A 20,214-nucleotide genomic window follows, 5' to 3' on the forward strand; every position below is an offset into this window, starting at 1 on the left:
GAAAGCGGGCGCGCGGCGGCGGGTGAGCGGGGAAGAGCGGCGCGGGTCAAGCCGCCGCCTTGTCGAGTTCGGGATAGTGCCGGAAGATGCACGCCTCGTTATGCTCGATGCGCCGTTCCGACTGCAGATACGCGGCGATGTTCGGCCGCTCGATCACGGCGTCGTGCAGCGCGGCGAGCCGCGGATAGTGTTCGCCGAAACGCTTGAGCGCGCGCGGAAACGCGTATAGCAGACCGTCGATCAACTGGAACATCGACAGGTCGACGTAGGTGAGCGCATCGCCCACCATGAAGGTGTCGCCGGCCGGATTCTGCTTCAGCACGCGCTCGAAATAATTCATGAACTTCGGAATGCGGTTGTCGATGAAGTCGCGCGCGCGCGCCTTGGCCGCGTCTTTCTGATCCTCGTAATAGAGCGCGCTGGCGAGCGGGTGATGCGTGTCGTGCGCCTCGGTAACCACGTCGGCGATCGTCAGTTGCAGGCCGTTGGCGACGTAGCGCAGGCTCTCTACCGAAGGCGCGAGGTTGAGCCGCGGGCCCAGGTAGAACAGGATATTGGCGGTCTGCGAAATCACCAGATCGCCGTCCTTCAGGAACGGCGGCGCGAAGGGCGGATACGGTTCGTCCCTGCTCTTCATGACGGCCATCATCGCGCTCGTGCCGAGGCCCTCGGCGGGCTCGCCGCGCGCCACTTCCACGTAGTCGGCACCGGCTTCTTCCAGCGCGAGCCGCACGAATTCGCCGCGGCCTTGCAGGCCGTCCCAATAGTAAAGTTCCAGGCTCATCGATCGATCCTCATTCGGGTTGCGGTGAACGGGTTGCATGAGTGGGTAACGTGAGCAACCAGTATGCCGTGCGAGCGCGCCGGATGTTCGCCAGAATGCGCGAAACCCCGCGCGCGGCGGGGTGGGTTCGAAGGCGAGGGCGGCTTAGCCGAGCAGGTGCTGGACAGTCCATGTGATTCCGAGTCCGCCCAAGGTCAGCCACACGTACAGGATGAAACCGGTGGTCAGCGCGCGCGGGCCGGCCTGACGGATCTGCGAGATGCGCGTCTCGATGCCGAGCGCGGTCATGGCCATCGTCAGTGCGAAGGTGTCGAGCGTGTTGAGCGTGCTGGTCGCGGTTTCCGGCAGCACATGCAGCGAGTTGATCACGACGAAGGCGAGAAAGCCGAGCGCGAACCACGGAATCGCCAGCTTGCGCGGAGCATGATGCTTGCCGTCGTGCGCCGCCGCGCCGCGCGCCGTGCGGTTCACCCACATGCCGACCATCAGCAGCACCGGCACCAGCAGCATCACGCGAGTCATCTTGACGATGGTGGCGATGTGCGTCGCTTCCGGGCTCACGTTGCTGGCCGCGCCGACCACTTGCGCCACCTCATGAATCGTGCCGCCGAAGAAAAGCCCCGCGCCGACCGTGTCCAGATGCAGCCAGCCCGCCTTGAACAGCGCCGGGTAGAGGAACATCGAAAGCGTGCCGAACAGCACGACGCTGCCCACCGCCATCGCGCTCTTGTGCGGCTTCGATTGCAGCGTCGACTCGAAGGCGAGCACGGCGGCCGCGCCGCAGATCGCGCTGCCCGCGGCCGTCAGCAACGCCGTGTCGCGGTCGAGTTTCATGATTTTCATGCCGGCCCACGTGCCGAGCACGAGCGTGCTCACGACGATCAGCACCGATTCCGCGAGCCCCGGCAAGCCGACCTGAGCGATTTCCTGCAGACTCACGCGCAGCCCGAAGAACGCCACCGCGATGCGCAGAAGCTTGCGCGCCGAAAAGTTGACGCCGGCCGCCCAGCTTTCCGGCATGCCGTCGCGCAGCGCGTTGCCGTAAACCGCGCCCGCCACGATGCCGACGATCAGCGGGCTCAGCCCCAGTCCGGCGATGGCCGGAATCGACGCGATGTGGGTCACGGCAGCCGCGAAAAGCGCGACGAAAAGAATGCCGTTGAGCAGGCCGCGAGTGGACGATCCGGCCGGTGTGGTTGCAGCGGTGAGATGGGCAGTGGTCATGGCGCAGTCCTTATTGGCTGGCTGATTCAATGGCCCTAATCCTAAATTGAATATAACGATATGAAAAATCGTGATTTGGGATGTAAAGTATCGGCCGAACCGATATTTGTATCCTCATGACCCCCGACCAGCTTATAACTTTCGCCGCCGTCGCCGAGCATCGCAATATCAGTCGCGCGGCTGTCGCATTGCATCTGTCGCAGCCGGCGGTGTCCGGGCAATTGCGGCAGTTGCAGGACGAATTCGGCGAACCGCTTTACCAGCGCGACGGCCGCGGGGTGCGCCTTACGCCCGCCGGCGAGCAACTGGCGAGCTACGCCGCGCGGCTGCGCGATACCTGGCGGCAAGCGCACGCGTACCGCGACGCCTTGCGCGGCCTGGAGCAAGGCACGTTGCGGATCGGCGCGAGCACCACGCCGGCGAGTTATCTGCTGCCGTATCTGATCGCCGACTTCCATCGCCGCCATCCGGACGTCACGCTGCATACCGCGGACGGCAACACCACCGAGATCGTCGGCGCGCTCGGCTCGGTGGACATCGCGTTGGTCGAGGGGCCGGTCGGCGCGGATCTGCCGCCCGACACCGCGGTGCACGCCTGGCGTGAGGATGAGATCGTCGCGATCATGCCGCGCTCGCATCCGTTGGCGCAGGCGGGCGGCGCGGGTCTCGAAAGCGGGCGGGCGGAACTGGCGGATTTCGGCGCGCATCCGCTGGTTTTGCGCGAGGCCGGATCGGGCGTGCGGCAGGTCGTCGAGCGGGCGTTCGCGCGCGCGGGCGTGCCGATGCGGGTCGCCCTGGAAATCGCCGGTGTCGAGGGCGTGAAGGAGGCGGTGCGGGCCGGCATGGGCATCGGCTTTGTCTCGGCCATGTCGATGCGCCATGAGAACGGCGCGTTGCGTCTGTTCTCGCTGAGCCCGGAGCCGCTGACGCGGCGGCTGTCGATCCTCGTGCCGCATGCGAGCGCACCGTCGCGGGTGGTCGAACAGTTTCTCGCCCTGTGTCTCGCGGATGGCGCGTGAAGTGGCGTGCAATGTGACGCGCGATGTGAAGCGCGATGTGACGCGAATCAGCGCGAAACTGGCGGACGGTTGCCGGCTCCAACGGCGGCGGACCGTGGCATCCCAGCGGGCGGCTCCGGGCATCCTTGCCGCCAGCAGACACGCTCGACACACTTGCCATGCCACGCTTCCCCTGGGGATTTCCTCTATGGTGCGTCACCCCGGCCACGGCGCACTATTCGGTCGTCCAAGCGCCTCGGCGCTTTTTTTCGAAACGGTGTTGGAACCGGTTCCAAACGCTGATACGACGCAAAATTCGAGCGGATTCAACATGACAGAAGCAGTTGACGTAGTGATCGTCGCAAGCGCTTTCGGCATGGAGGCGGTCCGCGCGGGCGGCCATCGGAAATGGGCCGAGGCGACGGGGCGAGCCGGCGCGGCGGGCTTCGAGGTGCGCCGCGAACTGTTTTCCGACGAGGCCGACGCGGCGCCGCCCGCGTTGCGCGCGCTCGGCAAGCGGATTACCGAACTGGGCCTGTGGTCGGTCTACTCGACGCCGGCTTCGCTTTACACAACGGACGGCAAGCTGAACGCCGACGCGCTGCGCGTCTCCGTCGAAGAAGCGATCGCCCTCGGCGCGCGCTTCGTCAAGTTACAACTCGGCGGTTTCGCCGCCGAGGCCAATGCCGCGGTGATCGCCGAGCATATGCGTTGCGCGGATGTGCGGCTCGTCGTCGAAAACGGGCAACTGGCCGAAGGCGGGTCGCTCGCGCAATTCGTCGGGCTGTTCGACGCGTTGGCGCGTGAAGGGCATACGGACGTGCTGGGCATGACCTTCGACATCGGCAACTGGGCATGGCGCGGCGTCGCGCCGCTCGACGCGGCCGGGCCGCTCGCGGCGCACGTCGAATACATCCATTGCAAGACGGCGGTGGGCGAAGGCGCGCGGCGCTTTCCCGCCGCTCCGGCCGCCGGCGACGCGCAGTTCGCCGCGGTGCTCGACAACCTGCCGCGCCACGTGCCGCGCGGCATCGAATTTCCGTTCGATGCGAGCCGTATCGAGGCGGACGCGGCGCACTACGTCGCATGGCTGGCCGCCGCGTGAGCGGCAAGCAGGACCTGAGAGAGCAGCGGTAGGTAAAAAGACGCGTGGCGGAAAGTAGGCGGCGAGGCGTGAGCAGTGTTAGCGGAGTCAAAGAGGCGCGTGCGGGGAAGGTCACGCCGTAAAGAGGCACACGCCGTAAAGAGGCAAACGCCGTAAAGAAGCAAACGCCGTAAAGAAGCACACGCAAAGAAGCACACGCAAAGAAGCACACGCAAAGATGCCCACGCAAAGAGGCCACGCAAAGAGGCCACGCAAAGAGGCCACGCAAAGAGCCCACGCAAAAAAGCGCACCAGTACGCGCAACCCGTACACCCGGCACCACCCCGACCCACCACCAAAGGACCCGCAGGAGCGAAGCATGAGCAACCCAGGCGCAGCACTCGACGTCATCACCTACGGCGAAGCAATGGCCATGTTCGTGGCCGCCGAAACCGGCCCGCTCGCGGGCGTCGGACGGTTCACCAAGCGCGTCGCGGGCGCCGATCTGAACGTGGCGATCGGTCTTGCCAGGCTCGGCTTCAACGTCGGCTGGATGAGCCGCGTCGGCCACGATTCATTCGGCCAGTACGTGCGCGACACGCTGACGAAGGAAGGCATCGACCAACGCCGCGTCACCACCGACGAGCGCTATCCCACCGGCTTCCAGCTAAAGTCGAAAGCCGACGACGGCAGCGATCCCGCGATCGAGTACTTCCGCAAGGGATCGGCGGCGAGCCACCTGTCGCGGGACGACTACGCGGCGGAATATGTACTCTCCGCCCGTCATCTGCATCTGACCGGCGTCGCGCCGGCGATCTCCGCGAGTTCGCGCGAACTCGCCTTCCATCTGGCGCATGAAATGCGTGCGGCCGGCAAGACGATTTCCTTCGACCCGAACCTGCGTCCGACGCTGTGGCCCTCGCGCGCGGCGATGGTCGAAGGCTTGAACGCGCTCGCGGCCCTGGCCGACTGGGTGCTGCCCGGCATCGGCGAGGGCGAGATCCTGACCGGCTACACGCAGCCCGAGGACATCGCGAAGTTCTATCTCGACCAGGGCGCGCGCGCCGTGATCGTCAAGCTCGGCGCGCAAGGCGCGTATTTCCGCAGCGCCGACGATGCCGCCGTGATCGCCTGTGAACCCGTCGCGAACGTGGTGGACACGGTCGGCGCGGGCGACGGCTTCGCGGTCGGCGTGATCAGCGCGTTGCTCGAAGGCAAGCCGCTGCCGCAAGCGGTGGCGCGCGGCAATCGCATCGGCGCGCTGGCGATCCAGGTGATCGGCGATTCCGAGGGCCTGCCGACGCGCGCCGAACTCGACGCGCTCGAACTCGATACGCTCGACCTCACTGCCGCACCGCGCATCGCCAACGCCGCGTGAACGCAGTTCGATAACAACAAGAGCGCCCGCACGGCGCCGCATGACAACCGTTCATCATTGTTTCGGAAAGCCGTCAAAGGAGACACTCATGACCTCATCGCTTGCGATCCGCCGTTGGTGGACGATCATGCCGATCGTTTTCATCACCTACAGCCTCGCTTATCTCGACCGCGCGAACTACGGTTTCGCCGCCGCCGCCGGCATCAACCAGGACCTGGGCATCAGCAAGGGACTGTCGTCGCTGATCGGCGCGTTGTTCTTCCTCGGCTATTTCTTCTTCCAGATTCCGGGCGCGATCTACGCGGAACGCCGCAGCGTCAAGAAGCTCGTGTTCTGGAGCCTCGTTCTGTGGGGCGGCTGCGCGGCGCTGACCGGCATGGTCAGCAACATTCCCTCGCTGATGGTGATCCGCTTCATGCTCGGCGTGGTCGAAGCCGCCGTGATGCCGGCGATGCTGATCTTCATCAGCAACTGGTTCACGAAGCGCGAGCGCTCGCGCGCCAACACCTTCCTGATTCTCGGCAATCCGGTGACGGTGCTGTGGATGTCGGTGGTGTCCGGCTATCTGGTGCATTCGTTCGGCTGGCGTCACATGTTCGTCGCCGAAGGCGTGCCGGCGATTCTATGGGCCGTGTGCTGGTGGTTCATCGTGCAGGACAAGCCGCAGCAGGTCTCGTGGCTCACGGCGCAACAGAAGGCCGATCTCGCCGAAACGCTGCGCGCCGAGCAGGCCGCGATCAAACCCGTGCGCAATTACGGCGAGGCGTTCCGCTCGCCGGCGGTGATCAAGCTGTGCGCGCAATATTTCTGCTGGAGCATCGGCGTGTACGGTTTCGTGCTGTGGCTGCCGTCGATCCTGAAGAACGGCTCGACGCTCGGCATGGTGGAAACCGGCTGGCTGTCCGCGCTGCCGTATCTGGCCGCGACGATCGCGATGCTTGCGGCTTCGTGGGCATCCGATAAACTCAACCGCCGCAAGGTGTTCGTGTGGCCGTTTTTGCTGATCGGCGCGGTGGCCTTCGCGGCGTCGTATGCGATCGGCTCCACGCACTTCTGGCTGTCGTACGCGCTGCTGGTGATCGCCGGCGCCGCGATGTACGCGCCTTATGGCCCGTTCTTCGCGATCGTGCCGGAACTGCTGCCGAAGAACGTCGCGGGCGGCGCGATGGCGCTGATCAACAGCATGGGCGCGCTGGGTTCGTTCGTCGGCTCGTACGTGGTCGGCTATCTGAACGGCGCGACCGGCTCGCCCGCGGCATCGTATGCGTTCATGAGCGTGGCGTTGATCGCCGCGGTGATCCTGACGCTGGCCGTCAAGCCGCAGCCGCTGACCAAGGCCCCCACGCTCGCCACACCGTTGCAAGGAAAATAAGCTGATGAAGAAGATCGTCGCCTGGAAATCGTTGCCCGAGGACGTGCTCGCCTATCTGCAACAGCATGCGCAAGTCGTGCAGGTCGATCCCGCGCGGCACGACGCGCTGGTTGCCGCGTTGCGCGATGCGGACGGCGGCATCGGCGCCAGCGTGAAGATCACGCCGACGATGCTCGAAGGCGCGAGCCGGCTGAAGGCCTTGTCGACCATCTCGGTGGGCTTCGACCAGTTCGACGTCGCCGATCTCACGCGGCGCGGCATCGTGCTCGCGCACACGCCGGACGTGCTGACCGAATCGACCGCCGACACCGTGTTCTCGCTGATTCTGGCGTCGGCGCGCCGGGTGGTCGAACTGGCGAACTGGGTCAAGGCCGGGCAGTGGCGGCAAAGCATCGGGCCGGCGCATTTCGGCGTGGACGTGCAAGGCAAGACGCTTGGCATCGTCGGGCTGGGGCGCATCGGCGGCGCGGTCGCGCGGCGCGCCGCGCTCGGCTTCGGCATGAAGGTGCTGTACACGAACCGCAGCGCGAATCCGCAGGCGGAACAGGCGTACGGCGCGCGGCGCGTCGAGTTGGCGGAGCTGCTTGCCAGCGCCGATTTCGTCTGCCTGCAAGTGCCCTTGACGCCCGAGACGAAGCACCTGATCGGCGCGGCCGAACTCGGGTCGATGAAGCGCAGCGCGATTCTGATCAACGCCTCGCGCGGCGCGACCGTCGACGAAAACGCGCTGATCGAGGCGCTGCGCAACGGCACGATTCACGGCGCCGGTCTCGACGTGTTCGAGACCGAACCGCTGCCGGCCGATTCGCCTTTGCTGACGATGCCGAACGTGGTCGCGTTGCCGCACATCGGCTCGGCGACTCACGAGACGCGTCACGCGATGGCGCGCAACGCGGCGGAAAACCTGGTCGCTGCGCTCGACGGCACGCTCACCGCCAACATCGTCAATCGCGGAGTCTTGCGTCGGTGAGCCATGCGCCAATGAACCCGATGCCGCCCGCCACGCCGCGCCGCGCGACGATCACCGACGTCGCGCGCGAAGCCGGCACCGGCAAGACCAGCATCTCGCGCTATCTGAACGGCGAGATGAGCGCGTTGTCGCCCGAGTTGCGCGCGCGCATCGAGGCGGCGATCGAACGGCTCGACTATCAGCCGAACCAGATGGCGCGTGGGCTCAAGCGTGGCCGCAACCGGTTGATCGGCATGCTGCTCGCCGACCTGACCAATCCGTACACCGTCGAGGTGCTGCAAGGCGCGGAAGCGGCCTGTCACGCACTCGGCCTGATGCCGCTGATCTGCCACGCGGCGAACGAAGTGGAGATGGAGCGGCGCTATCTGCAACTGCTCACCACCTATCGGGTGGAAGGCGTGATCGTCAACGCGCTCGGCGTGCGCGAGGAAACGCTGCGGCCGGTGGGCGGCGGCGGGATTCCGGCGGTGCTGGTGGACCGTTCGGTGGAAGGGCTCGTCGCCGATATGGTCGGCCTGGACAACCGGGCGGCGGCCGAACTCGGCACGCGGCATCTGCTGGATAACGGCTTCGACGAGATCTGGTTCGTCGTGCAGCCGTTCGAGCAGGTCAGTTCGCGGCAGTTGCGCGAGGCGGCGTTTCGCGAGGTGATGCGCGCGCAGGGGGAGTGGAGTGCGAGTGCGGTGGGTGGTCGAGGGGAGGGCGGTTGGGGTGCGTCGGGAGTAAGTGGAGTAAGCGGCCCAAGTCGTGCAGGCGCCAATGGTCGCGTGCGCGGGCATACGCTGGTGCTCGATCTTGCCGACAGCGCCGCGGTGCAACGCGGCCTCGCCGAACTCGACCGCGCGATCGATGCGGCTGGCGATGCAAGCAATGCCCCAACCAACGCCCCAACCAACGCCGGCCGCATCGCCCTGTTCGCCGCGAACGCGCCGGTCGCGCTCTGCCTCGCGTTGCACCTGAAGGCGCGTTACGGCGCCGCCTGGCAATCACGCGTCGCGCTCCTCTCCATCGACGACCCCGATTGGGCCGAATTGACCGGCGTTACGACCATTCGCCAGCCTACCTACGAGATCGGCTACCGCGCGGTCGAGTTCCTGCACGAGCGCATCGAAGGCGTTCAAACCAGTGCGCGCGACTGCCTTTTGCCGGGCGAATTGATCGTCCGCGCCTCGACCTTGCGCTGATTTCCCGCTGATTTCCCACTGACTTCGCGCTGACTTCGCGCTGATCTGCGATCATTCGGGCTGCGGCGCGCAGCGGGTGCGCGCCGGTCATCGCAAGGAAACTCATGGTTGTTGCACCGCTTACCCTGTCGAGCCTCGCCGTCGCGACGCTGCTGGTCGCCGCTTTACCGTTCCTGATCTACCGTCGTCTGCGCCGGCCGCTCGCGCTCAAGCCGCGCGATGCGATCATCGGCATCGCCGTGTTCGCGCTCTTCGCGATGGTGATCGAACGCGCGCTGAACGATTACGTGCTGCATCGGAACGAGGCGACGGCCACTTTCCTGTCGAATCCGCTCGCCTTCGTGGTGTACGGCGCGCTCGTTGCCGGAATCTGCGAGGAGGTGGGACGCTTCATCGGCATGCGCCTGCTGCTCAAGCGCGCCGCGGCGAAGCCGGCCTCCACGGCGGCCGCCGGCGACGGCACCGCGCTCACCTACGGCCTCGGCCACGGCGGCGCCGAAGCGTGGCTCGTCGGCGTGCTGGTGCAGATTCAATGGATTCTGTTCGCGGTGCTCGAAAACCGTGGCGAACTGGACGGCTATCTAAGCAACCTGCCGGCCGATTCGTTGATGCGCATCCACGTGATTCTCGCAAGCCTGACGCCGCAGACGGCCGGCATCTTCGCGCTCGAACGCGTGGCCGCGCTGGTGTTCCAGATCGGCTTGTCGGTGCTGATGTGGCGCGGCTTGCGGGCGGGCTGGCGCGGCATCCTGCCGCTCGCCATCGTGCTGCACGCGCTGGTGGACGTGCCCGCCGCGCTGTTCCAGGCGCAACTCGTGCCGCTCGCGGCGGTGGACGGTATTTATGCGCTGGCGGCGCTGCTCGTCGCGGGTCTGTTGTTCAGGACGTTCCGGCGTGCGCCGGTGCCCGCATGAGCCATGCCGGCGCGTTGAACCGTCGGCCCATCCTTGCGATATCCGCGGACTCTCCAGACCACTTTCGGCACATCTCATGGAAGCTTACCAATACGACTGCGCGAATCCCGAGTTCGAGGAATTGGCGCGCGTCATCAGCGATCTTTTCCCCGAGCAGACGCAGTTCATCCAGCGCGCGGCTGAGGACGGCACGCCGACGCTGGCGATTCACTGGGTGGCGATGCGTTTCGGCGCGGCCGCGCGCCGCATCGTGATGAGCGTGGTGATCGCGCCGGCCGCGTGGGCGCGTTATCGCGCGTTGCCGGCGCGGCTGCGCGGCCGCAGTTTCGCGGTGCTGCGCGCATATGTCGAAGCGAGCATCGGCTCGCTCGAAGAGCAGTATGCGAACGGCGAGGCGGTGCCGCGCGACGTCACCGTCGATCTGGGCGACGAGTTTGCCTGACGGGTTTGCCTGACGGTTTTGCCTGAAGCGAATCAATCCGCGAGCCGATAGACCTTCGCGAAGCGCGCGGCCTGCACGACGCCGTAGTCGCCCGGCGCGTACTGCATGATCCAGTCGCCGGCCGCGCCATGCAGCACGTCGCCGCCGTCCGCCGAGCGGGCGAGCGAGAACGCTTCGTTCATCTGTTTGGCGAGGACGACGGCGGGGCGGTTGCGGTACGGGCCCGGTTGGCCGTGCGAGACGGCGGCGTCGGCAGGGAGGTATTTGGCGTCGAAGCGCTCGCGCGAGACGACCCAGCGGTCGCCGGTCGATCCGGTGATCAGCGCGTCGCCGCGAGCATAGCGGTTCGGGCCTTCGAGGCTCATCAATTGGCCTTCGGCGGCGGCGAATTCGACGCTCACCGTTTCGTTCTTGACGACACGGCGAGCGTTGGCATCTTGACTGAGGTCGAGGTTTTTGAGTTCGGTCATGAAGCGAATGGGTGGAGAGATGTTGACCGCGGCGCCGTGACGTGGCGCCGCGCATGCCCGCATCATGCCAGATGCGTCTCGAGACCCGCTTCTTTTGCCGCTGACGGCGGCGTGAATGAATCGCGGCGCAGCGCGCAAACGCCGCGCTGCGCGCGATCAAAGTCTTACGGCTTGACCGCCGCGTCGCTCGCGGGCGCCGGCGCGACCTTGCCGACCTTGCCCTTGCCATGATGACGACGACCGCCCACGACGCCGCCCGGCTGATGGAACGTCACGTCGGCCAGCTTCTTCTGTTCCGGCGAGAGGCTGTTGTACAGCGGGTCGAATGCGTCGACCAGCTTCTTCATGCCGTCCGCGTGCGCTTGCGAGATCGCGGCATATTGCTTCATGTCGTCGACCGCCGTCACGTTGGTGGCCGCCTTGCGCTGCTGGAACAGTTGGCCCATCGTCTGGCCGTTGCCGCGCATCACGTCGGCGAAGGTGTTCCACTGCGGCTCCTGCGCCGCCGTGATCTTCAATTGCGAGTGCAGGTAGGCGATGCGGTCCTCGACGTTGCGCTCGTGTCCGGCCTTGGCGGTGGGCGAGGAAGCGGCGGCGCTCGCCGCGGGGGAAGCCGGAACCGGCGCGGAAGCCTGGGCGAATGCGCCGCTCATCGCGACGGCGGAGGCCAGCAGTACCAGTGTTTTTTTCATCGAAACTCCTGATGTCTATTCGAATTGGGACAAGGCGTACAGGGCGAGCGGCCCGCCATGCGTGCGTGAGCCGTGGCGACGCATGGCGACCGGCTGCCTGGTTCGCCGTCGGCGCTATTAGTATCACGATATCCCTACAATGCGGCTCGTGCGCGACAAACGCTTACAACCGAAACGAACAGGAAATAGCGGGTGGATAAATTCGTCAGCATGGAGATTTTCGTCGCCGTGGTCGAGGCGGGCAGCTTGACCGCGGCGGCCGAGCGCTTCGACATTTCGTCGGCGATGGTGGGCAAGCACATCCGTTCGCTCGAAACCCGATTGGCGACGCGGCTGCTCACGCGCACCACGCGCCGGCAAAGTCTGACGGAGATAGGCCGGCAGTATTACGAGCAATGCCGGCGGATTCTCGCCGACGTGAAGGCGGCCGAGTCGCTCGCCGAGGCGATGGCGGCCGCGCCGCGCGGCGTGCTCAAGGTGACGGTGCCGCTCACTTACGGCGCCGAGGTTTTCGCGCCCGCCATGACCGACTATCTGAGCGCGTGGCCGGACGTCACGCTCGAACTCGATCTGTCGAACCGTGTGATCGACCTGGTGGAAGAGGGCTTCGACGCGTCGGTGCGGATCGGTCATCTGCCGGATTCGAGCTTCGTCGCGCGACCGTTGAAGCCCTACCGGATGCGCGCGTGCGCGTCGCCCGCGTATCTGGCGCGCGCCGGCACGCCGCGCACGCCGGCCGATCTCGCGCATCATGAATGCCTCGGTTTTCTGCATTGGGGCCGCGAAGGAACGTGGCGGCTGGACGGCGAAACCGCCGGCGACAAGCCGCTGCGTGCGGGCCGGTTTCGCGCCAACAACGGCCAGGCGCTCAAGATTGCCGCGTTGCGCGGCTTCGGCCTCGTGTTGCAGCCGGAGGCGCTGCTCGCCAAGGAGATCGCCAGCGGCGAACTGGTGTCGGTGCTCGAGGACTATCTGCCTGAAGGCGCGCCGGTTCATCTGCTTTACCCGCGCGATCGCCGCGCCACGCCCAAGCTCACCAGCTTCATCGATTTCGTGATCGAGCGGTTCGGTGCGTGAGTGAAAGCGCTGCACGCGAGTGCCGAGCGCCGCCTTGCCTGCCGTTGTGTGCGGCGCCTGCCGCTTCATGCTTACCCCCGGTGTGCGCTATAACGACTCGATCCCACTCGACCTTCTCAAGTAGAAGTTCACTATCGAATCTAACGCTATCGGTGAATGGAAGGCGTGTTGCGATCTGATCCGAGAGTTCGGCGATCGCACGCGCCTTGGTTAGTTCAAATAGGCCCCACGTATCATCTAACGCTGCGGTGACCGTCTAGTTTGCGCGCGAGGCGCGGCACCGAAGCTCGCTTCTATAATGGGTGCAAGTCAGACAGACAGAAACCCGACCTATGCCAATAGCATGCACGTTTCGTTTAAACGGCCAACGAATGTCCGCCCTCCAATGCCCCGGTTTCGGCGGCGTCGCCGCGTTCTCGGGCGACGGTTCATCGATCGACGACCCGAATGCAACAGCCAAGGCGGACGAAGGCCCGCTGCCGACCGGCACGTACTACATCATTGACCGACAGAGCGGCGGCCATCTGGGTTGGCTGTGGGATGCCGTCAAGGATACATTCGTACACAGCAACCGAAGCGAGTGGTTTGCGCTGTATCGCAATGACGGAAAGATCGACGACTGGACTTTCATCAACGGCGTCCGTAGAGGCAATTTCCGTTTGCATCCTGTGGGCCGACTCGGCGAAAGCAAGGGTTGCGTGACCGTAGCCAATCCGGCACAGTTTCAGCAGTTGCGTGCGTTTTTGACGTCGCAGACGCAACAGACGATTCCGGGATCTAACATCAATTACTACGGCACGGTGATGGTGCGATGAAACGCTTTGCCTTCCGACTCCTGCTGGCCCTCGCACTCACCATACCGATTGGGTGGCTGCTGGGCTTGTTCGATTGGTTCTGGATGCTGGCGAAAAGTCCGGCAGGTCATCGTGTTTTAGGCTGGGCGGCCGTTCCGTTCGAACCACTCGACGGAGAAAGCGCTGACGATCCGATTGTCGTCGTGATGCTGGCTATCAGCTTCGTGATTGCCGCGGCCCTTGTGTGGGGCGCACCTGCAGCTGTACGTATCGTGCGGCGCCAGATTCGGTAGGTTTTGCATGGCCGTCATACCCGCACGGCTACATCGACGCATCAGCCCCAACGGCGCCACCGGACAAACGCCCACCGGTCAAGTTCGAGCCAACGCGTCACACATGCCAAACTGCGAGGCTTACATCCAACGCGCTCCGCAAGCGCTGCCACGCTACTGCTCAATGTACATGCGCCACTCCGGAAACTGATCGAAGAAGCTTTCGTTCACATGGACGAGATACAGCGTGGTCGAGCTGGTGTTCGTGGTCTTCCCCGGTTCGTTGAATATCGTGAGACCTGGATCGACGCCGCTGGTGCTCGCCCATGCGGTGAGATCGTCCGGGAGGTTCCCTGCTTCCTCCCGCGGCACGCGCAATTTGATCGGCTTCATGACATTTCCTTTACGCGATGACATGCGTAAAGTGTATGGAGCGCTTGGCAAAGATCAACCACAAATAAACGCGGCCGCCTTCGCGTATGTCGACGATCCAGTCGATCTGGACTCAGAAAGCCGCAGCCATACGAAGAAAAGGACCGCGCGCGGCGGTACCGCGCCGCTAACGTTCGAGGTGTCTATGTGGGAAAAAATCGACTACAAGGGATTTGAAATCTGGGTGCTGCCGATCCTTGCATACGGGCCCCCGACGCCAAACACCCCCTACCATTACAACGGGTATGTATGCCGACCAGGCGCTGATCTGCGTCATGCCGGGCAACGCAAGCAGTTTTATGAACTCGGCGACGTCTTTGCGACCGAAGCAGAGGCGCTCGATGCGGCCTATCGCGAGGGGCGCGATCTCGTGGACTCACTGGTTGCCAACGGCTGACATGAAAAAGCCCCGCGCGGGGCTGGGTTATGGGAAATGGCGCTTGCTTCCGGCCAGCTTCTTTCCAGACCGAGGTGGGGGCGGTGGGGCATAAGTTCCAAAGATCAGTGGAAACGCACCACCGGCCTTGACGTATGAATTCTGTCAGGGGACCAGGCGTGCCGGGTCACCGCATCGCCCCTGTCGCGATTGAAGACGCGCGATAATCCATCCGGCCACCGATCAACCACTTCCTTCTTCCCGATGAGACCTCCGCGCCTCGATCAACTCGACGACCTCGACCGCAACCTCGTTGCGCTGCTGCAAGCCAATGCGCGCGAGAGCGTCGCCAATCTCGCGCGCCAACTGGGCGTGGCGCGCACCACCGTGATCGCGCGCATCGCGCGGCTCGAACGCAGCAACGTGATCGCGGGCTATAGCGTGCGGCTCGGCCAGGACGTGCTCGACTCGAGCATCTATGCGTACGTCGGCATCATCATCGCGCCGCGGCACGGGCCGGCGGTGCAGAAGCGGCTCGGCAAGATGCCGGAGGTGCAGTTGCTGTGCGCGGTGAGCGGCGAGTTCGATTACGTCGCGTGGCTGCGCGCGGATTCGCCCGATCGCCTCAACGATCTGCTCGATCAGATCGGCGGCCTGGAAGGCGTCGTGCGGACCACGACGTCGATCATTCTCGCGCGCAAGATCGACCGCGGCATGGTGTGAGCGCAGCGCGCCGCTTACGCCATTTTTATACGTTTTCGACATTTAGACTGGCCGTGTCGTCATAACGTCGAAGTTCATAGTCATAACGCAGCATTTTGCGTGTATGAACTGTTTTTGCTTCTCCCTAAACTGTGTCTCAAGGGTTCGGCCCGCCGGGCGCGGCGCGTAGCGCGCGGCGCACTTCCACGCTTGAGACAGCGCACACAAAAAATTGGAGAAGCGCATGAAAGTAGCCATCGTTGGCGCAGGTTTGATCGGTCACACCATTGCCCACCTGTTGCGCGACACCGGCGACTACGATGTCGTCGCGTTCGACCGCGACCAGCACGCGCTCGACAAGCTTTCCGCCCAGGGCATTCCGACCCGCCGCGTCGATTCCGCCGATGCCGCCGCGCTGCGCGCCGCGATGCAAGGCTTCGATGCGCTCGTCAACGCGCTGCCTTATTACCTGGCCGTGAACGTCGCCTCGGCGGCCAAGGGCGCGGGCGTGCATTACTTCGACCTGACCGAGGACGTGCGCGCCACCCACGCGATCCGCGCGATCGCCGACGGCGCCGAGCACGCCTTCATGCCGCAGTGCGGTCTCGCGCCGGGCTTCATCGGCATCGCCGCGCATGAACTGGCGAACCGCTTCACGGAAATCCGCGACGTCAAGATGCGCGTGGGCGCGCTGCCGGAATTTCCGACCAATGCGCTGAAGTACAACCTGACGTGGAGCGTCGACGGTCTGATCAACGAATACTGCCAGCCGTGCGAAGCGATCCGCGACAGCCGCACGCAATGGGTGCAGCCGCTCGAAGGCCTGGAGCATTTCTCGCTCGACGGCACCGAATACGAAGCCTTCAACACCTCCGGCGGCCTGGGCACGCTGTGCGAGACGTTGTCGGGCCGCGTCGAGTCGCTCGACTACAAGTCGGTGCGCTATCCGGGCCACCGCAACCTGATGCAGTTCCTGCTGGAAGACCTGCGTTTGTCGAGCGACCGCGACACGCTCAAGACCATCCTGCGCCGTTCGGTGCCGGCCACCGCGCAGGACGTGGTGCTGGTGTTCATCACCGTGAGCGGCATGCGCGACGGTCAACTGGTGCAGGAGGTGTTCACGCGCAAGATCTTCGCGAAGACAGTGTGCGGCGTGCCGATGAGCGCGATTCAGATCACCACGGCCGGCGCGATGTGCGCGGTGCTCGATCTGTTCCGCGAGAAGAAGCTGCCGCAAAGCGGCTTTGTGCGCCAGGAGCAGGTATCGCTGCGCAAGTTCCTCGCGAACCGCTTCGGCCAGTTGTATGAAGGCCGCTCGCTGGATGCGATGGCGACGGTGTAAGGCGGCGCGGTTGCGAAAGGCTCGATGCTGGGGGCCGTGCGATTGGGCGGCGACGCGGTTGTCGACGCGGTTGTTGTCGAACCGTCCGCCACGAGCAAGCAGAAAGGTCCCGCAGAGGATCACTCGAACGCCCCGCCATGCGGGGCGTTTTTTATATCGGACGAGTAGGGAAACAAGTCGGGCGCAAGCCCGGCGCGACACCCGCATCGACACCGGCACTACGACCAGGGCCCGCGCTACACAGGCACCGGCGGCATCCCCGACACCGCAAGCGGCTCACCGACGATCCGCGCCAGCAGCGCCTCGTAATCCGCCGCGGCGGGCGCGGTGTTGTCGAACATCAACAGGTCCTCGCAAAGGTCGCCGCTCGGCACGAAGCGGCGCTGCCGGTACTCGTCCCAGTGCGCGAGCTTGTAGGCGTCGTTCGGATTGCCGCGCGCGACGATACGCTGATGCGCGGTCTCTTCCGACGTATGGACCCATACGACCCGCAGCGCGACGTTCGCATCGACCCCCAGCCAGGCGCGATCGAACAGGCGCCGTTCGCGCACCTCGCGCGACAACGGCCCGACCACCAGCGCACTGACGCCGAGCGCGAGATTGTCGCGGGCGGTATCGAGCAGGCCGCGATACTCGGGCTCGCGCAGATGCTCCAGAAACAGCGGACTGTCGCGATCGTTCGGATCGCCCGTGAGCATGCCCATGGCGGCCGCGCTATAGCTGCCGTAGAGCGTGTCCTTGTCGAGCAGGCAGAACGGCGATGCGGTGGCCTTCATCAGCGGGCCGATCAGCTTCTTCGCGAGCGTGGTCTTGCCGGTGCCCGCGTGACCGCAGAAAAAAACCAGACGGGTCAAGGCGTGTCCTCGGCGGTGCCGGACGCGCTGCCGGCGGGTTGCGGGTCGCGCGCGAACTTGCCGTTGGCTTCCAGCCACATGACGTTGATAATGCCGAAGCCCAATGCCACGCCGATGCCGAGAATCCAGGTGAAGTACCACATTGCAGTCTCCTTGGTCGTTATGTCTATCCGGCGAGGCGGGCGGCGATGGTGTCGCGCATGGCCGGTGCAGCGAAGCGGAAATGCGGGCAAATCATGTTCGCGGCGGGCGAAGCCGTGACGCTCGCGTCCGCGGCACCGGGCTTTGCAGCGATCATGAAGAAGAACGCGGCGTCACGCAAGGGGCGCGCATTCATCGCGCCCGGGGTATAACAATTCGATACATGAGGTCGATGCGGCGCCTCGTTAGCCCGTTAACATGACGGCTATCGCATTCGTTCATGCGAATCCGACGTTCGGCTTACACCGCGCCGCGGCGCCTGCCGGTTTCGTTTTCAAGGTAATCCAACATGCTGATCAATTGCGCCGCCTATCAGGACGGCCGGAAGCTGGCTGACATCGACATCGATAGCATCAGCGACTACGTGGCGCGGCCCGAGTGCTTCGTCTGGGTCGCGCTGAAAGACCCCGGGCCGGGCGAACTGGCCGTGATGAAACACGAGTTCGGCCTGCACGAGCTCGCGATCGAGGATGCGCAGAAGGGCCATCAGCTCCCCAAGATCGAGGAGTACGGCGAGTCGCTGTTCGCGGTGATGCACACGGTCGAAATGGACGAAGACGGCGAACTGGTGATCGGCGAGGTCGACGTGTTCGTGGGGCGCAACTACGTGCTCTCGGTGCGCCGCGGCACGCGCGCCGGCTTTCAGAACGTGCGCGCGCGCTGCGAGCGCGAGCCGAAGCTGCTCAAGAAGGGCTCGGCGTTCGTGCTGTACGCGCTCGTCGACGACATCGTCGATCGCTATTTCCCGATCGTCCAGGCGATGAACGCCGAGATCGAGCAACTGGAAGACCGCATTTTCGATCGCAACAATTCGGCGGCATCGCGCGCGATCATCCAGGATCTGTACTCGCTGAAGCGGCGCCTCGTCACGTTGCAGCACCATATCGCGCCGCTTCAGGAAGCCATCAGCAAGCTGACGGGCGGGCGTATTCCCAGTGTTTGCGAAGGCATGCAGGCGTACTTCCGCGATGTCTACGACCACCTCGAACGGATCGTGCGCACCATCGACGGCCGGCGCGAAATGATCGTCACGGCCGTGCAGGTCAATCTCGGCATGATTTCGCTCGCGGAGAGCGAGGTGACCAAGCGGCTCGGCTCGTTCGCGGCGCTGTTCGCGGTGCCGACCATGATCGCCGGCATCTACGGGATGAACTTCCAGAATCTGCCCGAATTGCACTACCGGTACGGCTATCCCATCTGTCTAACCGTCATGGCGACGGTCGATTTCGTGCTGTACTGGCGTTTCCGCAAAGCCGGCTGGCTCTGATCCGGCGTCCAGCGCGCCGCTGTGCAACGCGCGGGTCATCCGGGACGCCGCGCATGTTCACGCTTGCACCGCGCGCAATAAAAGTCCAGCATAGGCGGCCCGTTGGCCGCTGACCTTGCAGCCGGCGGCAATTCAGCCACGTACGCACCCCGCGAGGACCCTTGCCAACACGCCGCCTGCCGGCGCGCTCGACACGCGCGCCGGGTCGAATCGATCGACCGCCACGCACCGCCGCATAGTCTGCGCCCCGGTGCACTGCAACACCGCGAATCGTTGACAATGCGAGCAGGCTGCGCTGAGAATAGGCCCCGCAAACGTTTGCGCGTCACTAAAAATACGGCTCGCCCGCGAGTCCGACAAACCTTGGAGATATGCATGAGCCATCGCATTCGCCGCCGCCTGCTGGCGGCCGCCGTTCTCGCCACCGCTACCGCCGCGCTGCCGTTTTCCGCCGCTTACGCGCAAACCGCGCCCGCTCATAAGCCGAAGGTCGCGCTGGTGATGAAGTCGCTCGCCAACGAGTTCTTCCTCACCATGGAAAACGGCGCGAAGGATTACCAGAAACACAATCCCGGCCAGTTCGACCTGATCACCAACGGCATCAAGGACGAAACCGATACCGCGAACCAGATCCGCATCGTCGAGCAGATGATCGTGTCCAAGGTCGACGCGATCGTGCTCGCGCCGGCCGATTCGAAGGCGCTGGTGCCGGTCGTCAAGAAGGCGGTCGACGCGGGCATCATCGTCGTGAACATCGACAACCGGCTCGACCCGGACGTGCTCAAGTCGAAGGACCTGAACGTGCCGTTCGTCGGACCGGACAACCGCAAGGGCGCGCAGAAGGTCGGCGACTATCTGGCCAAAAAGCTGAAGGCGGGCGACGAAGTCGGGATTCTCGAAGGCGTGTCGACCACCACCAACGCGCAGCAGCGCACCGCCGGTTTCAAGGACGCGATGCAGAGCGTCGGCGCGAAGGTCGTGTCCGTGCAATCGGGCGAATGGGAAATCGACAAGGGCAATGCGGTGGCCTCGGCCATGCTCAACGAGTACCCGAACCTGAAGGCGCTGCTCGCCGGCAACGACAACATGGCGATCGGCGCGGTCTCGGCGGTGCGCGCGGCGGGCAAGCAGGGCAAGGTGATGGTGGTCGGCTACGACAACATCGGCGCGATCAAGCCGATGCTGAAGGACGGCCGCGTGCTCGCCACCGCCGATCAATACGCCGCCAAGCAGGCCGTGTTCGGCATCGATACGGCGTTGAAGGCGATCGCCGAGCACAAGAAGCAGTCGCAGTTGTCCGGCGTGGTGGAAACGCCGTGCGACCTGGTGACGAAGTAAGCGTCGCCGGGAAAACACCGCGATAAGCACAGCAGTAAGCACCGCAA

Annotated in this window: 24 protein-coding genes; 16 read left to right on the plus strand and 8 right to left on the minus strand. The window is 64.9% G+C overall.

The genetic code is table 11. The annotated features are described in order from the left end of the window. Nucleotides 1-46 precede the first annotated feature (46 nt). Nucleotides 47-784, minus strand: coding sequence for a glutathione S-transferase (locus BUE39_RS23135; protein ID WP_073431047.1), 738 nt, complete (start codon nucleotides 782-784; stop codon nucleotides 47-49). Nucleotides 785-928: 144 nt separating this feature from the next. After that, nucleotides 929-2,008: a YeiH family protein gene (locus tag BUE39_RS23140; protein WP_073431048.1), complete on the minus strand. Its 1,080-nt coding sequence runs from the start codon at nucleotides 2,006-2,008 to the stop codon at nucleotides 929-931. Nucleotides 2,009-2,124: 116 nt separating this feature from the next. Between BUE39_RS23140 and BUE39_RS23145 the strand changes: the two genes are divergently transcribed. From BUE39_RS23145 to BUE39_RS23180, 8 genes are all read left to right on the plus strand, one after another. Further along, a complete protein-coding gene (locus BUE39_RS23145; protein WP_073431049.1) occupies nucleotides 2,125-3,027 on the plus strand; it encodes a LysR family transcriptional regulator in 903 nt (300 codons plus the stop codon). Nucleotides 3,028-3,337: 310 nt separating this feature from the next. Beyond that, on the plus strand, nucleotides 3,338-4,111 hold the full coding sequence (locus BUE39_RS23150; RefSeq protein WP_073431098.1) for a sugar phosphate isomerase/epimerase family protein: 774 nt from the start codon (nucleotides 3,338-3,340) through the stop codon (nucleotides 4,109-4,111). A 358-nt stretch (nucleotides 4,112-4,469) separates the two neighbouring features. Further along, on the plus strand, nucleotides 4,470-5,468 hold the full coding sequence (locus BUE39_RS23155; protein ID WP_073431050.1) for a sugar kinase: 999 nt from the start codon (nucleotides 4,470-4,472) through the stop codon (nucleotides 5,466-5,468). Nucleotides 5,469-5,556: 88 nt separating this feature from the next. After that, nucleotides 5,557-6,840: an MFS transporter gene (locus BUE39_RS23160; RefSeq protein WP_073431051.1), complete on the plus strand. Its 1,284-nt coding sequence runs from the start codon at nucleotides 5,557-5,559 to the stop codon at nucleotides 6,838-6,840. Between the two features lie 4 nt (nucleotides 6,841-6,844). Continuing rightward, complete coding sequence (locus BUE39_RS23165; protein WP_073431052.1) at nucleotides 6,845-7,810, plus strand: 2-hydroxyacid dehydrogenase; 966 nt, start codon at nucleotides 6,845-6,847, stop codon at nucleotides 7,808-7,810. 11 nt (nucleotides 7,811-7,821) lie between these two features. Further along, entirely contained in the window at nucleotides 7,822-8,994 is a 1,173-nt protein-coding gene (locus tag BUE39_RS23170; protein WP_073431053.1) for a LacI family DNA-binding transcriptional regulator, read from the plus strand. Nucleotides 8,995-9,098: 104 nt separating this feature from the next. Beyond that, nucleotides 9,099-9,908, plus strand: coding sequence for a YhfC family intramembrane metalloprotease (locus tag BUE39_RS23175; RefSeq protein ID WP_073431054.1), 810 nt, complete (start codon nucleotides 9,099-9,101; stop codon nucleotides 9,906-9,908). A gap of 76 nt (nucleotides 9,909-9,984) precedes the next feature. Continuing rightward, a complete protein-coding gene (locus tag BUE39_RS23180) occupies nucleotides 9,985-10,350 on the plus strand; it encodes a DUF3022 domain-containing protein (RefSeq protein ID WP_073431055.1) in 366 nt (121 codons plus the stop codon). Nucleotides 10,351-10,382: 32 nt separating this feature from the next. Here BUE39_RS23180 and BUE39_RS23185 read toward each other — a convergent pair whose 3' ends face one another. Continuing rightward, nucleotides 10,383-10,820, minus strand: coding sequence for a PGDYG domain-containing protein (locus BUE39_RS23185; RefSeq protein WP_073431056.1), 438 nt, complete (start codon nucleotides 10,818-10,820; stop codon nucleotides 10,383-10,385). Nucleotides 10,821-10,984: 164 nt separating this feature from the next. Next, the gene (locus BUE39_RS23190) at nucleotides 10,985-11,512 is read right to left on the minus strand and encodes a Spy/CpxP family protein refolding chaperone (RefSeq protein ID WP_073431057.1); all 528 of its coding nucleotides are present in this window, start codon (nucleotides 11,510-11,512) and stop codon (nucleotides 10,985-10,987) included. Between the two features lie 192 nt (nucleotides 11,513-11,704). Between BUE39_RS23190 and BUE39_RS23195 the strand changes: the two genes are divergently transcribed. From BUE39_RS23195 to BUE39_RS23205, 3 genes are all read left to right on the plus strand, one after another. Continuing rightward, nucleotides 11,705-12,589: a LysR substrate-binding domain-containing protein gene (locus tag BUE39_RS23195; protein ID WP_073431058.1), complete on the plus strand. Its 885-nt coding sequence runs from the start codon at nucleotides 11,705-11,707 to the stop codon at nucleotides 12,587-12,589. Nucleotides 12,590-12,921: 332 nt separating this feature from the next. After that, nucleotides 12,922-13,404: a DUF2778 domain-containing protein gene (locus BUE39_RS23200; protein WP_073431059.1), complete on the plus strand. Its 483-nt coding sequence runs from the start codon at nucleotides 12,922-12,924 to the stop codon at nucleotides 13,402-13,404. Beyond that, complete coding sequence (locus tag BUE39_RS23205; RefSeq protein ID WP_073431060.1) at nucleotides 13,401-13,676, plus strand: hypothetical protein; 276 nt, start codon at nucleotides 13,401-13,403, stop codon at nucleotides 13,674-13,676. The genes BUE39_RS23200 and BUE39_RS23205 overlap by 4 nt, the downstream gene beginning before the upstream one ends. A 153-nt stretch (nucleotides 13,677-13,829) precedes the next feature. On the opposite strand, the gene BUE39_RS23210 is transcribed toward BUE39_RS23205, so the two are convergent. Further along, nucleotides 13,830-14,048 (minus strand): hypothetical protein, encoded by a 219-nt coding sequence (locus BUE39_RS23210; RefSeq protein WP_073431061.1) that lies wholly within the window; start codon nucleotides 14,046-14,048, stop codon nucleotides 13,830-13,832. Nucleotides 14,049-14,070: 22 nt separating this feature from the next. Between BUE39_RS23210 and BUE39_RS35610 the strand changes: the two genes are divergently transcribed. From BUE39_RS35610 to BUE39_RS23230, 3 genes are all read left to right on the plus strand, one after another. Continuing rightward, nucleotides 14,071-14,484, plus strand: coding sequence for a hypothetical protein (locus BUE39_RS35610; protein WP_227470739.1), 414 nt, complete (start codon nucleotides 14,071-14,073; stop codon nucleotides 14,482-14,484). 243 nt (nucleotides 14,485-14,727) lie between these two features. Continuing rightward, entirely contained in the window at nucleotides 14,728-15,186 is a 459-nt protein-coding gene (locus BUE39_RS23220) for an Lrp/AsnC family transcriptional regulator (RefSeq protein WP_073431062.1), read from the plus strand. 223 nt (nucleotides 15,187-15,409) lie between these two features. Next, entirely contained in the window at nucleotides 15,410-16,507 is a 1,098-nt protein-coding gene (locus BUE39_RS23230) for a saccharopine dehydrogenase family protein (RefSeq protein ID WP_073431064.1), read from the plus strand. 236 nt (nucleotides 16,508-16,743) lie between these two features. On the opposite strand, the gene BUE39_RS23235 is transcribed toward BUE39_RS23230, so the two are convergent. Genes BUE39_RS23235 through BUE39_RS34925 form a run of 3 tightly spaced genes read right to left on the minus strand, consistent with a single transcriptional unit; the run spans nucleotide 16,744 to nucleotide 17,683 of the window. Further along, the gene (locus BUE39_RS23235; RefSeq protein ID WP_073431065.1) at nucleotides 16,744-17,361 is read right to left on the minus strand and encodes an AAA family ATPase; all 618 of its coding nucleotides are present in this window, start codon (nucleotides 17,359-17,361) and stop codon (nucleotides 16,744-16,746) included. Continuing rightward, nucleotides 17,358-17,504, minus strand: coding sequence for a cytochrome bd-I oxidase subunit CydX (gene cydX, locus BUE39_RS23240; RefSeq protein WP_073431066.1), 147 nt, complete (start codon nucleotides 17,502-17,504; stop codon nucleotides 17,358-17,360). The genes BUE39_RS23235 and cydX overlap by 4 nt, the downstream gene beginning before the upstream one ends. A gap of 23 nt (nucleotides 17,505-17,527) precedes the next feature. Further along, a complete protein-coding gene (locus BUE39_RS34925; protein ID WP_159442587.1) occupies nucleotides 17,528-17,683 on the minus strand; it encodes a hypothetical protein in 156 nt (51 codons plus the stop codon). Nucleotides 17,684-17,851: 168 nt separating this feature from the next. Between BUE39_RS34925 and corA the strand changes: the two genes are divergently transcribed. Together corA and BUE39_RS23250 are read left to right on the plus strand one after the other, a co-directional pair. Continuing rightward, nucleotides 17,852-18,829, plus strand: a complete 978-nt coding sequence (corA, locus tag BUE39_RS23245) for a magnesium/cobalt transporter CorA (protein WP_073431067.1) — start codon at nucleotides 17,852-17,854, stop codon at nucleotides 18,827-18,829. Between the two features lie 375 nt (nucleotides 18,830-19,204). Next, a complete protein-coding gene (locus BUE39_RS23250; RefSeq protein WP_073431068.1) occupies nucleotides 19,205-20,167 on the plus strand; it encodes a sugar ABC transporter substrate-binding protein in 963 nt (320 codons plus the stop codon). Nucleotides 20,168-20,214 lie beyond the last annotated feature (47 nt).

The sequence above is a fragment of the Paraburkholderia terricola genome (genome assembly GCF_900142195.1).
Lineage (GTDB): Bacteria > Pseudomonadota > Gammaproteobacteria > Burkholderiales > Burkholderiaceae > Paraburkholderia > Paraburkholderia terricola.

Bases quoted from the DNA above. Each gene is read 5' to 3' on its own strand.
- BUE39_RS23180 (WP_073431055.1), top strand. From the start codon at position 9,985: ATGGAAGCTTACCAATACGACTGCGCGAATCCCGAGTTCGAGGAATTG.
- BUE39_RS23220 (WP_073431062.1), top strand. From the start codon at position 14,728: ATGAGACCTCCGCGCCTCGATCAACTCGACGACCTCGACCGCAACCTC.
- BUE39_RS23230 (WP_073431064.1), top strand. From the start codon at position 15,410: ATGAAAGTAGCCATCGTTGGCGCAGGTTTGATCGGTCACACCATTGCC.
- BUE39_RS23145 (WP_073431049.1), top strand. From the start codon at position 2,125: ATGACCCCCGACCAGCTTATAACTTTCGCCGCCGTCGCCGAGCATCGC.
- cydX (WP_073431066.1), bottom strand. From the start codon at position 17,504: ATGTGGTACTTCACCTGGATTCTCGGCATCGGCGTGGCATTGGGCTTC.
- BUE39_RS23200 (WP_073431059.1), top strand. From the start codon at position 12,922: ATGCCAATAGCATGCACGTTTCGTTTAAACGGCCAACGAATGTCCGCC.
- BUE39_RS23185 (WP_073431056.1), bottom strand. From the start codon at position 10,820: ATGACCGAACTCAAAAACCTCGACCTCAGTCAAGATGCCAACGCTCGC.
- BUE39_RS23140 (WP_073431048.1), bottom strand. From the start codon at position 2,008: ATGACCACTGCCCATCTCACCGCTGCAACCACACCGGCCGGATCGTCC.
- BUE39_RS23150 (WP_073431098.1), top strand. From the start codon at position 3,338: ATGACAGAAGCAGTTGACGTAGTGATCGTCGCAAGCGCTTTCGGCATG.
- BUE39_RS23170 (WP_073431053.1), top strand. From the start codon at position 7,822: ATGAACCCGATGCCGCCCGCCACGCCGCGCCGCGCGACGATCACCGAC.
- BUE39_RS35610 (WP_227470739.1), top strand. From the start codon at position 14,071: ATGCGTAAAGTGTATGGAGCGCTTGGCAAAGATCAACCACAAATAAAC.
- BUE39_RS23210 (WP_073431061.1), bottom strand. From the start codon at position 14,048: ATGAAGCCGATCAAATTGCGCGTGCCGCGGGAGGAAGCAGGGAACCTC.
- BUE39_RS23165 (WP_073431052.1), top strand. From the start codon at position 6,845: ATGAAGAAGATCGTCGCCTGGAAATCGTTGCCCGAGGACGTGCTCGCC.
- BUE39_RS23135 (WP_073431047.1), bottom strand. From the start codon at position 784: ATGAGCCTGGAACTTTACTATTGGGACGGCCTGCAAGGCCGCGGCGAA.
- BUE39_RS23205 (WP_073431060.1), top strand. From the start codon at position 13,401: ATGAAACGCTTTGCCTTCCGACTCCTGCTGGCCCTCGCACTCACCATA.
- BUE39_RS23250 (WP_073431068.1), top strand. From the start codon at position 19,205: ATGAGCCATCGCATTCGCCGCCGCCTGCTGGCGGCCGCCGTTCTCGCC.
- BUE39_RS23190 (WP_073431057.1), bottom strand. From the start codon at position 11,512: ATGAAAAAAACACTGGTACTGCTGGCCTCCGCCGTCGCGATGAGCGGC.
- BUE39_RS23160 (WP_073431051.1), top strand. From the start codon at position 5,557: ATGACCTCATCGCTTGCGATCCGCCGTTGGTGGACGATCATGCCGATC.
- corA (WP_073431067.1), top strand. From the start codon at position 17,852: ATGCTGATCAATTGCGCCGCCTATCAGGACGGCCGGAAGCTGGCTGAC.
- BUE39_RS23175 (WP_073431054.1), top strand. From the start codon at position 9,099: ATGGTTGTTGCACCGCTTACCCTGTCGAGCCTCGCCGTCGCGACGCTG.
- BUE39_RS23155 (WP_073431050.1), top strand. From the start codon at position 4,470: ATGAGCAACCCAGGCGCAGCACTCGACGTCATCACCTACGGCGAAGCA.